The organism is Gulosibacter hominis (genome assembly GCF_904842695.1).
Lineage (GTDB): Bacteria > Actinomycetota > Actinomycetes > Actinomycetales > Microbacteriaceae > Gulosibacter > Gulosibacter hominis.
In genome coordinates this window covers 25,881-39,040 of sequence record NZ_CAJGWQ010000004.1, presented here as the reverse complement: position 1 = coordinate 39,040, position 13,160 = coordinate 25,881, and the positions used below count along the sequence as shown (strand labels likewise).

At 62.4% G+C, this 13,160-nt stretch carries 12 protein-coding genes; 8 read left to right on the top strand and 4 right to left on the bottom strand.

Features of this window, described 5'->3' with window-relative positions; all coding sequences use genetic code 11:
- Positions 1 to 76 precede the first annotated feature (76 nt).
- The 7 genes from JMV54_RS04210 (at position 77) to JMV54_RS04180 (ending at position 7,073) form a co-directional block, all read left to right on the top strand.
- Positions 77 to 2,953, top strand: coding sequence for a DNA translocase FtsK (locus JMV54_RS04210; protein ID WP_201517697.1), 2,877 nt, complete (start codon positions 77 to 79; stop codon positions 2,951 to 2,953).
- Positions 2,946 to 3,599: a CDP-diacylglycerol--glycerol-3-phosphate 3-phosphatidyltransferase gene (pgsA, locus tag JMV54_RS04205; protein WP_201517696.1), complete on the top strand. Its 654-nt coding sequence runs from the start codon at positions 2,946 to 2,948 to the stop codon at positions 3,597 to 3,599. Before JMV54_RS04210 ends, pgsA begins: the two co-directional genes overlap by 8 nt.
- Positions 3,596 to 4,252: a CinA family protein gene (locus JMV54_RS04200; protein ID WP_230972809.1), complete on the top strand. Its 657-nt coding sequence runs from the start codon at positions 3,596 to 3,598 to the stop codon at positions 4,250 to 4,252. Before pgsA ends, JMV54_RS04200 begins: the two co-directional genes overlap by 4 nt.
- 141 nt (positions 4,253 to 4,393) lie before the next feature.
- Positions 4,394 to 4,714: a helix-turn-helix domain-containing protein gene (locus tag JMV54_RS04195; RefSeq protein WP_201517695.1), complete on the top strand. Its 321-nt coding sequence runs from the start codon at positions 4,394 to 4,396 to the stop codon at positions 4,712 to 4,714.
- A gap of 61 nt (positions 4,715 to 4,775) precedes the next feature.
- A complete protein-coding gene (locus JMV54_RS04190) occupies positions 4,776 to 5,006 on the top strand; it encodes a DUF3046 domain-containing protein (protein WP_201517694.1) in 231 nt (76 codons plus the stop codon).
- A 257-nt stretch (positions 5,007 to 5,263) separates the two neighbouring features.
- Positions 5,264 to 6,328 carry a recombinase RecA gene (recA, locus tag JMV54_RS04185; RefSeq protein WP_201517693.1) on the top strand — a complete coding sequence of 355 codons (1,065 nt, stop codon included), beginning with the start codon at positions 5,264 to 5,266 and terminating at the stop codon, positions 6,326 to 6,328.
- A gap of 112 nt (positions 6,329 to 6,440) precedes the next feature.
- Positions 6,441 to 7,073 (top strand): regulatory protein RecX, encoded by a 633-nt coding sequence (locus tag JMV54_RS04180; protein ID WP_201517692.1) that lies wholly within the window; start codon positions 6,441 to 6,443, stop codon positions 7,071 to 7,073.
- 142 nt (positions 7,074 to 7,215) lie between these two features.
- On the opposite strand, the gene JMV54_RS04175 is transcribed toward JMV54_RS04180, so the two are convergent.
- A complete protein-coding gene (locus JMV54_RS04175) occupies positions 7,216 to 8,559 on the bottom strand; it encodes a class-III pyridoxal-phosphate-dependent aminotransferase (protein WP_201517691.1) in 1,344 nt (447 codons plus the stop codon).
- A 31-nt stretch (positions 8,560 to 8,590) separates the two neighbouring features.
- Between JMV54_RS04175 and JMV54_RS04170 the strand changes: the two genes are divergently transcribed.
- A complete protein-coding gene (locus JMV54_RS04170; RefSeq protein ID WP_201517690.1) occupies positions 8,591 to 9,448 on the top strand; it encodes a MurR/RpiR family transcriptional regulator in 858 nt (285 codons plus the stop codon).
- Here the strand turns inward: JMV54_RS04170 and JMV54_RS04165 are convergent.
- The 3 genes from JMV54_RS04165 to JMV54_RS04155 are packed head-to-tail and all read right to left on the bottom strand — an operon-like array spanning position 9,445 to position 13,145.
- The gene (locus JMV54_RS04165) at positions 9,445 to 10,662 is read right to left on the bottom strand and encodes a M20 metallopeptidase family protein (protein WP_230972808.1); all 1,218 of its coding nucleotides are present in this window, start codon (positions 10,660 to 10,662) and stop codon (positions 9,445 to 9,447) included. The genes JMV54_RS04170 and JMV54_RS04165 overlap by 4 nt on opposite strands.
- 37 nt (positions 10,663 to 10,699) lie before the next feature.
- A complete protein-coding gene (locus JMV54_RS04160) occupies positions 10,700 to 11,842 on the bottom strand; it encodes an amidohydrolase family protein (RefSeq protein ID WP_201517689.1) in 1,143 nt (380 codons plus the stop codon).
- Positions 11,832 to 13,145, bottom strand: a complete 1,314-nt coding sequence (locus JMV54_RS04155; RefSeq protein ID WP_201517688.1) for a type I glutamate--ammonia ligase — start codon at positions 13,143 to 13,145, stop codon at positions 11,832 to 11,834. Before JMV54_RS04155 ends, JMV54_RS04160 begins: the two co-directional genes overlap by 11 nt.
- Between the last annotated feature and the right edge of the window lie 15 nt (positions 13,146 to 13,160).

The following is a 13,160-nucleotide window of genomic DNA, read 5'->3' as shown; positions in this document are numbered from 1 at the left end:
GCCGGGATTCGGTAAGTAATGCCGAACCCGGCGCGCATGGCCGGTGATTGGCAGGGGCGCCGGTAGCCTGGAACCCATGTCGACGTCCCAATCCAAGCGCGGGGCCAATTCAACGCGCACAAAAAAGCAGGGCACCTCGTCGTCGAAAACCAACGACACGCGGGTGCAGTTCACCGACGATGAACTCGGTTTCGGTGCGCGTGCCTGGAACGGGTTTGCCCACGCTTTGGGTGGCGCGGTGCGATCACTCGGACGCGAACAGCTCGCCAAAGAAGACCGTCGTGACACCGCGCCAACGGTGTTTTTGCTCGCCGCCATCATTGGTGCGGTTATGGTGTGGTTCCTGCCGCTGAGCCCGGTGGCGCAAACGCTCAACGCCTTCACCTTCGGAGGGCTGTTCGGCGTGATCTCCTATGCGATGCCGGTTGTGCTGTTTTCGCTGGCGATCTGGCTCTATTTCCGACCGGCGAGTATCTACAGCAACGGTCGCGTATTTGCGGGCGTGTTTATTGCGCTCTTTTCGGCGGCGGCGATCGCGCATCTGGCTGCCGGGCAACCGCAACCGGCGCAGGGGATGCCCGCTATCGCCACGGCGGGCGGGATTTTCGGCTGGATTTTTGGCGCGCCGCTGGGGTTTCTCATCACCCCGATTCCGGCGGTCGTGTTTTACGCGCTCGTATTTTTGCTGAGCATCCTGATTTTGACCAAGACGCCGCCAAAAAAGATTCCGCAGCGCGCCACCGAGCTGTGGCACTGGATGTTCAGCGGCCAGACCGGTGGCACTGCTGTTGCAGCTGCCCCGAAAGAAGAGCCCGAGGCGGCGGCCGCCAGCGACGATCTGCCCTGGTGGCGTCGCAACAACACCGGCCGCGAGGTTGATCCGGCCTACGACACCCCGATTGTTGATCCGGCTGATCGTGAGGGTGCCGAGACCACCAAACTCAAGCCCGAAAAACCGAAGCGGCGTCGTGGCCGCCGCCGCGACAGCCTCGGTGGTGTGCAGGCACCGGAGGACGGCAACCGCCTCGACGAATTTGATGATCTGTTTGCTGAGCAGCCAGAACCGGGCGAATTCAACCCGCCGGAAGCCGAACAGCCCGACCAGCAGCCAACGCAGGTGCTGCCGCAGATGCCGCGTGGCACCGGCGCATCGGCCGACCAGCAGGCGACGACGGTGCTTCCGCCGCTACCGGATGCATCGGGTGGCGCGCCGATTCAATCGGCACCAGCCACACCGAGCACATCCAAATCGAGCGCGACCGGCGAACCCACCGAAGCCGACGCCCTTGCAACGGTTGCCGACGACGAAACCGCCACGTGGGATAGCCGCGATGACGCATCCGATGACTACCAGCTGCCCACAACGCGGATGCTGGAGCTTGGCGCCGCACCCAAAACCCGCACCGAGGCGAATGACGAAATCATTCGCGCGCTCAACGAAACCTTCCGCTCGTTCAAGGTTGACGCCAAGGTGACCGGATTTTCGCGCGGGCCCACGGTGACCCGCTACGAGGTTGAGGTGGCGCCGGGCACCAAGGTTGAAAAAGTTACGCAGCTGTCAAAAAACATCGCCTACGCGGTGCGCTCGAACCAGGTGCGCATCCTGTCGCCAATTCCCGGTAAATCGGCGATCGGTGTTGAAATTCCCAATAGCGACCGCGAAATTGTGCGGCTCGGTGACGTGCTCACCTCGCAGAAGGCGCTCAACGCCAAGCATCCGATGACGATCGGTGTGGGTAAGGACGTTGAGGGCGGCTTCGTGGTGGCAAACCTCGCCAAAATGCCGCACCTGCTCGTAGCCGGTTCGACCGGTTCGGGTAAGTCGAGTTTTGTGAACTCGATGATTGTGTCGCTGCTGATGCGCTCGAAGCCGTCAGAGGTGCGCATGGTGCTGGTTGACCCGAAGCGTGTGGAACTCACCCCGTACGCGGGCGTGCCGCATCTGATCACCCCCATCATCACCAACCCGAAAAAGGCCGCCGAGGCCCTGCAGTGGGTGGTGAAAGAGATGGAGATGCGTTACGACGATCTCGAAAGCTTCGGTTTCCGGCACATCGACGACTTCAACGCCGCGATCCGCGCTGGCGAGGTGGAGGTGCCAGAGGGCTCGAAGCGCAAACTCAAGCCGTACCCCTATCTGCTTGTGGTGGTTGATGAGCTTGCCGAGCTGATGATGGTGGCGCCGCGCGATGTGGAAGATTCGATTGTGCGCATCACCCAGCTGGCGCGTGCCGCCGGTATCCACCTGGTGCTGGCAACCCAGCGGCCATCGGTGGATGTGGTGACCGGTTTGATCAAGGCGAACGTTCCATCACGCTTGGCGTTCGCGGTGACAAGCTCGACCGACAGTCGCGTGATTCTCGACCAGGTTGGTGCCGAAACCCTGATCGGGCAGGGTGACGGGCTGTTTTCGCCGGCGGGGCAAAAACCCATCCGCGTGCAGGGCGCCTGGGTCGACGACGACGAAATCCACTCGGTGGTGCGTCACGTCAAGCAGCAGGCAAAGCCCGAGTACCGGAAGGATGTGGAAACAGCGGCCGCCAAACGCGAGATCGACAGCGACATCGGTGACGATCTCGAACCGCTGCTGGCAGCTGCCGAACTGGTCATCAACTCACAATTCGGTTCGACTTCGATGCTGCAGCGCAAGCTGCGCGTTGGGTTCGCGAAGGCTGGCCGGCTCATGGATCTGCTCGAATCGCGAGAGATCGTTGGGCCCTCTGAGGGTTCGAAGGCTCGTGATGTGTTGGTGACCCCCGAAGAGCTCCCCGCAGTGCTGGCGATGCTGCGCGGCGAAGACCCGCCCGCGAGCGCCGAAGCCTCGCCCACTGGTTCCGAACAGGACGAAGACCCCTATGGCGGTGACGCTGTCGCCGCGCAATATGAGGGTCTTGAAGAGGTCGAGGTCGATGATGAAAGCGAAGATGCGTGGGGATTGACCGGACGTGACTGACAAAACAGCAGCAAGCCAGGCAGCATCCCAGCGGCCGCGCGTGTGGCGAGCGGGGGAGGGGCCGGTGAGCGTGTGGTCGGTACCGAACCTGATTACCTACCTGCGCATCCTCTTTGTGCCGGCGCTGGTTGCCGCGCTGATTATGGATGCCGGCGAACACGGTTCGTGGCGATGGGTGGCCGCGGCCATATTTATTGTCGGCATCGCCTCTGATGCGGTTGACGGTTATTTGGCGCGCAGTCGCAACCTCATCAGCAATGTCGGCAAATTGCTCGACCCGATTGCTGATAAGGCGATCACCGGCACCACTATGGTGATGCTTTCGATACTGGGCGAGCTGCCCTGGTGGGTGACCAGTGTCATCCTCGTGCGCGAACTGGGAATCACGATTTGGCGGCTGATTGAAGCGCGCCGCATCGTGCTGCCGGCCGGGCGCGGCGGCAAACTCAAAACCGTTGTGCAGGCGCTTGCCCTTTCGCTTGCGCTGCTGCCATTACCGGCGCTGCTTGGCGATTGGATGCACTGGGTCAACACGGTCTTCATGGGAGCGGCACTGATTTTGACGGTCTGGTCGGGTGCCGACTACCTCGTGCGCGCATACTGGAAGAACGAACGTATTCGCCCGAACGCGGAGGAGTCGCGATGACCGAGCAAATTTCAGCTGCAAACCCGCTGCCGGGCGAAACGGCACCGAGCGAGCCCGCTGGCGACGCGCTGCCACAGCTGCCAGATGTGCCGGTGCTTCACGACCGCAGTGGTAGCCAGCGCAACGAACCCATGACGGCCACCGGCAAACTCGCCGACATGCTGGTGCGCTCGGGTATTTCGGTGGCCACTGCCGAGTCGCTCACCGGCGGTGCGCTCGCGGCAGAACTGGTTCGGGTGCCCGGTATTTCAACGATCTACAACGGCGGGGTTGTTGCTTACAGCTACGACGTGAAATCGAATTTGTTGGGTGTGGAGCGCGATCTGCTGCTCACTCGCGGCGCGGTCAATGATGAGGTGGCCCTGCAAATGGCGCGCGGTGTGCGTGAGGCCTGCCGGGTTGAAGATGTGCCCGCTGATGTCGGTGTGGCCACCACCGGAGTGGCTGGCCCCGAGCCGTCGGACGGCGAGCCGGCGGGCATCGTGTATGTGGGTTTGGCAACGCTGTGGGGTGAGCGGGCGTTCCGGCTCGATTTCACCAGTTTGGTTCGCGCCGATGATCCGGTTGGTTCGCGGCAGCGGATTCGGTTTGCCACGGTTGAGGCGGCGATCTATCAGCTCACCGAGTATTTGGTTGCGCAGGCGAACGGTTAGCGGCGCGGTCTCCGGGCGTCATTTTCTGGAAGTTCGCTGAAGATTCCGGCACCGTGGAATGAAAAGTTGGCACTCGACGTTGTAGAGTGCAAGTTCTGACAGCTGCAATGACTGACAGCGTCATAGTTTTGGAGGATATACATGGTGCTTGCACGACACGAGATGGGCGAGGTGCTTCGTGACGTACGGCTGCGCCGTGGCGACACGCTCAGGCAGGTGGCCAGCCGCGCAGCGGTTGCGCTGGGTTACCTTTCGGAAATTGAGCGCGGGCAAAAAGAGCCGTCGAGTGAAATTCTTGCCGCGGTCGCCGAGGCGCTCGACACGCCACTTTCGGAGATCTATCACGCGGTTGGCGATCGGATTGCCGCGCGCGAGCGTGATCAGCGCCTGGTGGGTGTGATTCCCGACACCGTTCCGGAAGACCTCATCGCTTCGGTTGGGCCGATCGAGTCGATCGCTTAGTTCTTCTTGGATGACCGAAACGCCACGGATTTCCGTGGCGTTTTCGCGTTACGCTGGCGGGATGCGATTGAGCGAGTTCCAGCGGGCCGTGCACGATGAGTTTGGTGAGTCATACGGTGAGTCGATCGTGCGTGACGTTGTGCTCGGTGAGCTGGGGGACCGCACGGCAAAGCAGGCGCTGAGCGATGGTGAGGCGCCGCGAACGGTGTGGTTGGCGCTGTGCGTCGCGATGGATGTGCCCGAGAGCCGTCGGCATGGAGTCGGTTTGCTCGAGCCGAAAAAGCGCCAGTAGACGGGGTGTTTGGGCAGTGGTGTGCGACACGCCGCCAGCAGGTGTTCGAACGGGTGTTCGATAGCGGGTACTGTAGCCCGCGTGCCCTGTGGAAACTGATTTATCCACCGAGACCTACCGAGCCGGCAACAATGTCGGAGGCGGCGGCTACCGTGACGGTATCGATTGAAGCAGGCACGCAACGCCTTGTTGAAGCGCTCTCTATCAGCGCGAGACAGCCTGCAGGCGACAACACCAACTACCCAAAGGAGCAGCAGATGCCCGCACCCAAAGACCGCGAAAAAGCACTCGAATCCGCACTCAGCCAAATTGACCGCCATTTTGGCAAGGGCACTGTTATGCGCCTCGGTAGTGATGAGCGCGCGCCCGTAGAAATCATCCCCACCGGTTCTATCGCCCTGGATGCGGCACTCGGCATTGGTGGTCTGCCGCGCGGCCGAATTGTTGAGATTTACGGTCCCGAATCATCGGGTAAGACGACCGTTGCGCTACACGCCATTGCCAATGTGCAGCGCGCCGGCGGTATCGCCGCGTTTGTTGATGCCGAGCACGCGCTCGACCCGGTGTATGCCGAAAAGCTCGGTGTTGATATTGATCAGCTGCTGGTGTCGCAGCCCGACACCGGTGAGCAGGCGCTGGAAATCACCGACATGCTGGTGCGTTCGGGCGCCGTTGATCTCGTGGTTGTCGACTCGGTGGCAGCACTGGTGCCGCGCGCCGAAATTGAGGGCGAGATGGGTGACTCGCACGTTGGTCTGCAGGCTCGACTGATGTCGCAGGCACTGCGCAAGCTCACCGGTGGGTTGAGCCAGACCAAGACCACCGCGATCTTCATCAACCAGCTGCGTGAAAAAGTGGGCGTGTTTTTCGGTAGCCCCGAAACCACCTCGGGTGGTAAGGCACTCAAGTTTTATGCGTCGGTGCGGCTCGACATTCGTCGTATCGAAACGCTCAAAGACGGCGGTAACGCGGTCGGCAACCGCACCCGCGTGAAGGTGGTCAAAAACAAGATGGCCCCGCCGTTCAAGCAGGCCGAGTTCGACATTTTGTTTGGTGTTGGTATTTCACGCGAGGGGTCGCTGATCGACTTCGGTGTGGACCACGGCATCGTCAACAAATCGGGTGCCTGGTACACCTATGAGGGTGACCAGCTCGGCCAGGGTAAAGAAAATGCTCGCCGATTCCTGCGCGAAAACCCCGAGATTGCCGCTGAAATTGAAGACAAGATCCTCGTGGCGCTCGGTATTCGTGAAGACCCGAACGCGGTCGACGCCGATCCCGAAACCGGTGAAATCCGCGAGGCCGAACAGCTCGGCGCATAGCGACCGGCGCTGCAATGGCGGGTGGCCGGCGGCAGATTTGATGCTGGTCACGCGCCATGCGTGGCGCACTGCCGCGGCGGCAGGGAAAACGCACTGAGATGAGAGCAGAGTTTTGAGCGACGAACATTTTGCCGAGGTAATTCAGTTCCCGGGCACGAAAGCCACACCCGACGACCTTCGCGCAGCCATTCGTGAGCTTGAACAACAGCGAGCGCCGAGCGCGGCGAGCGACGAAGCCAGCATCACCGCGTTTCCGGGCACGACCGACGACGCCGGGCTGCTGCAAGACGCCGAGGAGGCGCTGGTGCGGGCACTGGCACGCTCACCGAAATCAGTTGTTGAGGCGCATCAACTATTGCAGCGCGACTACGAAACGCTCGGCGAGGGCGACCGGCACCAGATTATTCAGCGGATGCTCGAGCTCGGCTATCTTGACGACGCACGGCTCGCGGCACAATTGCGCGACGGCCGGTTTGCGCGCAAACAGCTGAGCCGGAGCGCCATGGAACGTGAACTGCGATCTCGTGGCATCGAAAACAGCACCATTGAGCTGGTGCTCGCAAATATTGACGGTGACGATGAATATGAGCGGGCGCTCGAGCTCGCCCGTGACCGAGCTCGGCGAAGCCGCTCACTCGACTACGACACCGCCTATCGGCGCATCCACGGCTACCTCGCACGTCGCGGCTTCGGCGGCGAGATCGCCTCGCGAGCAATCCGCGCAGCGCTCAACGACGATGAATAACGACGCGCAATAACGGCGCGCAATGACCACGCGCACTAACGGCGCACAATAACGACGTGCACTGGCGGCGCACACCGACGCAACCTGCCCGCGGCAAAACTCGCCCGGCGGCAGCGATCCCGGTCAGCGTCGAGCCGTCGGTCTACCAGCCCTCGAACTGCGCCACATCCTCGGGGTCCACACGACCCTGCGCCACATCATCAATCGCAACCAACAGTCGCTGGATGCCCGCAACTAGCTCAGCCTCGGTGATGGTGAGCGCGGGCGTGCATTCGAGCACGTTGTCACGCACCACATAAACCACCAAGCCCAGCTCCCACGCGCGATAGGCGACCATCGCGGCAAATGTCGAGCCGTCAATCTCGCCCAGGCCCTCCAGCTCGATTCCAAACAACAGGCCCTGCCCGCGAACATCCGAAATGGATGCAGCTCCCGGCCGGTCTGACTGCCGGTAGTTCGCAAGCTGCTCGGCGAACACGGTCCCGAGCCGGTTCACCTCATCAAATAGCGCGGGTTGCGCCAACACACCGAGGGCAGCATTGGCGGCGGCGCAGGCCACCGGGCTACCGGAGGCGGTGAGCAGAGCCGAAGCCACCGGTGCGCTCAACAGCTCGCGAGCGCCGACCACCGCCGACACCGGTAGGCCACCACCGAGCGACTTGCCGAGCGAAACGAGGTCGGCCACCGCATCCTCTCGCTGATGCGCGAGCAAGCGGCCGGTTCTGCCCAACCCGACCTTGACCTCGTCGATGATCAGCAGTGCGTCGTGACGATCGCAGGCGGCACGCAGTCGAGTCAAAAACCCGTCGGCAGGCACGCGCACACCACCGTCACACTGCACCGGCTCAACGATGACCGCGGCAAACTTGCGGGTGCCAAGCGCCCGCTCAAGCTGTTCACTAACCTCATCCAGCTGGGAGGCGGTTTCGGGGTAGGGCAGCAGCAACCGGGCATCGTTTTCTGTGGCATCAGGGTCTGCCATCCCCGATGCCTGCTGCGATACGCCGAGGCCGCCGTGATAGCTGCCGTCGAACGAAATGACGCGAGATTTGCCGGTGTGGTGTTGCGCGGCTCGGATCGCCACATCATTTGCGTCGCTGCCCGAAAGCCCAAGATATGCCCGCGGCTCACCGCGCACCGGGATGAGGGCACAGAGCTGCTCGGTCAGCTCGGTCGACCACAGTGTTGCCGCCGAAAGGCATGATGCGCCGCCCTGGTTGCGGATTGCGCGTTCGACAGCATCAACAACAGCGGGGTGCGAGTGGCCGACACCGGATGCGGTCCAGCTGGCAGAAAAATCAATCACCGTTCGATTCGAGGCCGTGGTGAGCGTCGCACCGCGGCCACCGCTCACGGTCAGCGGGAAAAATCGCAATTGTTCGATTGCGGGGAGGGATTGCTGTTCGCGCAGGTACTCCCGCATCTCAATTTCGCGCTCTTGCGGGGTGATTTCCTGAACGGTATCTGGTGTGGGGAGGGTCATCATTGACTCACTTTCGCTCTCATAGGATGGAAATATGACGCTTCAGGGAAGAAATGCGGCAGTGGGTGAGCGGCTGGTTGCCGAAGATCTGCAGCTGACCGCTTCCGAAAGACGTGTCGCGAGGGCACTGCTGCGCGATTACCCTGCAGCCGGCTTGAATACGGTGGCGAGCCTGGCAAAAGCATCCTCGGTGAGCGGTCCCACCGTGATACGTTTCGTTAAGTCTCTGGGATTTGACTCGTTTCGAGATTTCCAGGAGGCGTTGCGTAGCGAGCTGGGCCCGCGCGAAGCCTCGGCGCTGTCGCAGTCGGCGCGAAACCACCGGGGGAACGAACGGCAAACGCTCATTGACGGGGTGAACGAGAGCGTCACTCGCACTCCCGACAGTGAGCTGCGCACCGCAGTGCGGTTGCTTGCCGACAGCGGCCGTCAGGTGGTGGCCGTGGGCGGCGACTACTCCCAAATCGCGGCGCGACATCTGGTGCTGCAGCTGGCTCCGGTGCGGCCGCGGGTGCGCACGCTGCCCTCCGAGACTGTGCTCATTGCCACCGAGATCGCGGATATTTCGAAGGGGGACGTCTGGTGCATCTTTGATGTTCGACGCTACCGGCCGCGCACCTACCGAATCGCTCAGGCTGCGGCCGAGCGCGGCGCCAAAATCGTGCTTTTCACCGACCGCTGGCTTTCGCCAATTGCAGGTTTTGCCACCGTCGTGTTCACCGCGCAGGTCGAATCGGCCGGACCAACCGACACCGCCACACCGCTGCTGGCGGTGACAGAGGTGCTGTGCGAACAGGTCGAACGCAGCCTCGGCAAACAGGGGGTCGCGCGGCTTGAACACGTCGACCCCCTGCGAGAAGCGATTGAACCGAGCCAACTTCGCGACGATTAGCGTTTTTGAATCTGCTGAACGGCCGCAACATAGCCGCAGGCCATGGTTTTCGCGACCCGCAGCACGGCATCATCATCGGGCAGGAACGTGGCATCGTGCAGCGACGGGCCGTCCTCGACCGTGTCAGGGGTGGCAACCCCCACAAACGACATGGTTGACGGGTATTGCTGGCTGTAGAACGAAAAATCATCGGCACCGAGCGAACGCATAGCTGGCGCCACCTCGAGCTCGGCTTGCCCGAGTAGGCCTTCGAGCGCATCGCACAGCGCAGCGTCATTGAACAAAACCGGTTCGCCCTGCACCACAGTGGTGGTTGCGGTGACCCCGTACGCCTCGGCCTGGTGGCGAGCAAACTCGGCCACGGCATCACCGATCACCGCCGCATCTTCGTTCTGTGTCGTGCGCAGCATGGCGTGCAACGTGCCCTTACCTGGCAGCACGTTCGCAGCCCCCGAATCGGCGACCATCCGCCCAACGCTCAGCAGCGCCGGGGCAAGCGGGTTGACCGTGCGCCGCAGCACCTCGGGTAGCCCGAGCGCGATCGCCGCGAGCGCCGAAGCCACATCGGCGGCATCGTGCGGATAGGCACCATGACCGGTGCGGCCTTCCACCTCGATGCGAATTTCGCCGGAGGCCGCATTGACGGACCCGGCTCCGGTGGCGACCTGCCCGGCGAGCACACGGGGATGCACGTGCGCTCCGATCACATGGGCGACATTCAAGGTGTCGAGCACACCGCTATCGCAAATATCGCTGGCTCCCGAAGGATAGGCCTCCTCACGCGGCTGCAGCAGCGGCACCACAGCGTAGGGGAGTGTCACGCGTTTGGCGGCGCGCACAAACGTGGCGAGTGCGGCCATGTGTACATCGTGCCCGCAGGCGTGCATCGCCCCGTTTGTGGCAGCCCACGACAGTCCCGTCTGCTCGCTCACGGGCAGCGCGTCGAGTTCGCCGCGGATGGCGACAGCTGGCCCGTCTACGGGGCCGAACCGACAGTAGCCGCCGGTTTCAGCTACCGGGGTGAAATCGAGTTCGGTGGCCCGAGCGATCCGGTCACGGCTGTCTGCCTCGTCTCCCGAAAGGCGCGGATGCTGGTGGAGTTCGCGGCGCAGCTGCAACGCAAATTCGCGCTCGTTTTCGATTTCGCTAACAAGCTGTGCCAAAAGCTGGGCCGAGGCGGTATCGCCCTCACGTTGATTGCCGGTTGCGGTCAAGTCGATGCTCCTATTCGTGCTCTCGAATTGAAATTCGTCAGAGGTTGTATGCGCGCGCGGCGTTGTCGTATCCGATCATCTTGGCAACACGCATCGCTTCGTCGTGCGGCCATTCATCGAGCTCGATGAATCGGTTGAGCGTCGCAGCGAGTCCCCGGCGAAAGAGCAGCGTGCCGAGGTAGTACAGCTCGCTCGCACCGAACGCGTCACTCGAAAAAAGTGCCTTGTGAAACGGCGTGAGCTCAAGCGACTCGGCGATGACGGCCTCAGAGCGTGAGCCCGTGTAATTAATTGCGAGCCCAACATCGCAGTACACGTGGGGGAAAACATCCGCCAGATAACCGGCTTCGCGATGGAAGGGATAGCAGTGCAGCAGCATAAACCGCGCCCCCGAGTCAACGGATGCGCGCAGCAGCCGGGTCAGCAGCAGCGGGTTGCAGCGGTGCAGATCAACATCGTCATCCCCGTAGCCGATGTGCAGCTGGATTGCGCACCCACGGTCGATCGCAAACCACAGCAGGGCGCGAATCAGTACGGGATCATCCAGGCGTGGATGCGAGCCGGTAAAGCCACGCATCCACTCGCTCGCCGCGGCGGTGATTTCTACGACGGTGGGTCGGTCGGGGCAAAAATCGAGCCCGCAGCGGTAGGCCGCGATCGATTTCACACCGACCGCCGACTCGAGCCGCAATTCAAGCTCGGTAACAATTGCATCGAATAGCTGCTCGGGTTTTCCGCCCGCCGCGGCGTGTGCCAGCGCCACCTCTTCGGCGATGCGCTCCAGGCGAATGATCTCCACACTTTCAGCGGATGCGAGCGCAGCGGTCTGCGTCGCCGAAGAAATCGTGTCGGGTGCGTGCCCGGTTTCGATGCCGAGCAGGTCGATGCTGGCGGCCTGCAATAGGCGGGTGTTCACCGTCTTGGCGCCAAGCTCTTGTCGGCGCTGAAGATATTCTTCGGGGCTGGCGAACGCCGGTAGGTCAAGCACTGGTGCGCAGTGTCTGCGAATGGCAAACCCAACCTGGGTGTCGAACCGCGTGCATCCCGCAGCCGCCGGGCGTGAAGATTCTGAAATCAGTGCCTCAAATTCTTCACGACCGAGGTCGCGCTCGACCACGCCGTGGCAGTGGTGGTCGAATAGCCGCAGTGAGCCGAGGTTTTCGATCTGGTTAGTAGACACGTGAGTACACCTCACACTGTTCGGCAAGGCTGCGGCCCTGCACGAACACGTTTTCATCGTGTTTCACCGCGATGAAGGTTTCGAGGAACGAGGCCGGGAACCACGACCGGACGACATCGTTCGACTTGAGCAGGTCGAGGGCTTCGTTCAGTGAGCGGGGCAGCTGGGTGAGGCGGCGGTGCTCGCCCTCGAGGTCGAGGTCACCAACGATGACTTCCTCAGGGTCGAGGCTTTCGCGCAGCCCCTGCAGGCCCGCGCGATAGATAACGCCGAGCAGCAGCCACGGGTTTGCGCCGATGTCGCTCGCGCGGAACTCAAAGTGCAGCTGCGGTGCGGGGTCACGGCCGGCAATTTCATTGGTCGGGCAGATGCGAAGCAGGGCCTCGCGATTTTGCAGGCCGAGGAACGACCGAGCGGTCGACCAGTTGTTCGGAGCGAGCCGTTCGTAGCTGGTGACCAGCGGCGCAAACAGGGCGGTGAGTGCCGGAGCATATTTGATGATTCCGGCAGCGAATCGGCCAGCGAGCTCTGAAAGCCGACCCGGGCGGTTGGGGTCGAAGGTGAGGGTTTCACCATCGAGGTTGTTGAGCGAGAAGTGAACGTGCACGCCATTGCCGCCCGATCCGGGAGCGACAACGGGAGCGAACGAGGCCTCGCGACCGTGCGCATCGAAGAGTTCGTAAACGATTTCGCGCAGCAGCACGGCGCGGTCGCCGGCGGTGACGGGATCGGTGGGTTTGACGGTCACCTCGTACTGGTGCTTGGCGTATTCGGGCAGCCAGTTCTCGGGTTGCAGGCCAGCGTGGTGCAGGATGCTCATGAGCTGCGTGCCGATCGGTTCGAGACGACGGAACGACTGGAATGAGAACGGATGCGAATCTTCAGTCGCGCTCAGATCGACGAATTCGTGTTCGAAGGTGGCGTTGCTGGTGATGCCGTAATCGTCGCGAAGCTCTTGCAGCGCGTTGCGCAGGAAGGTGCGGGGGCACGCTTCCCACGGCGTGCCGTTGGTTTCAACGAGGTCGGCGAAAGCGACGGTAAATGCCGGTTTGTCGGGCACTCCATCGATTCGGTAGACCGCATCGTGATCGGGGAGGAGACGAAGGTCACCACTGGATCCGAACGGAATGTTGTCGACGATGTGGCCGAGCGGGCCGATGCCGAGGTTTGCGGGCACCCAGCCGATCGAAGTGTTTTCGTTGAAGTCGGCCAGGCGCATCGACCGTCCCTTGGTGCGGGCCGCGATGTCGCTGGTGGCGATAAAGATCAGTTCGTCGGTGTTGTTGGCTTCTTGCTGAGTCATGAGAACTCCTTGGTG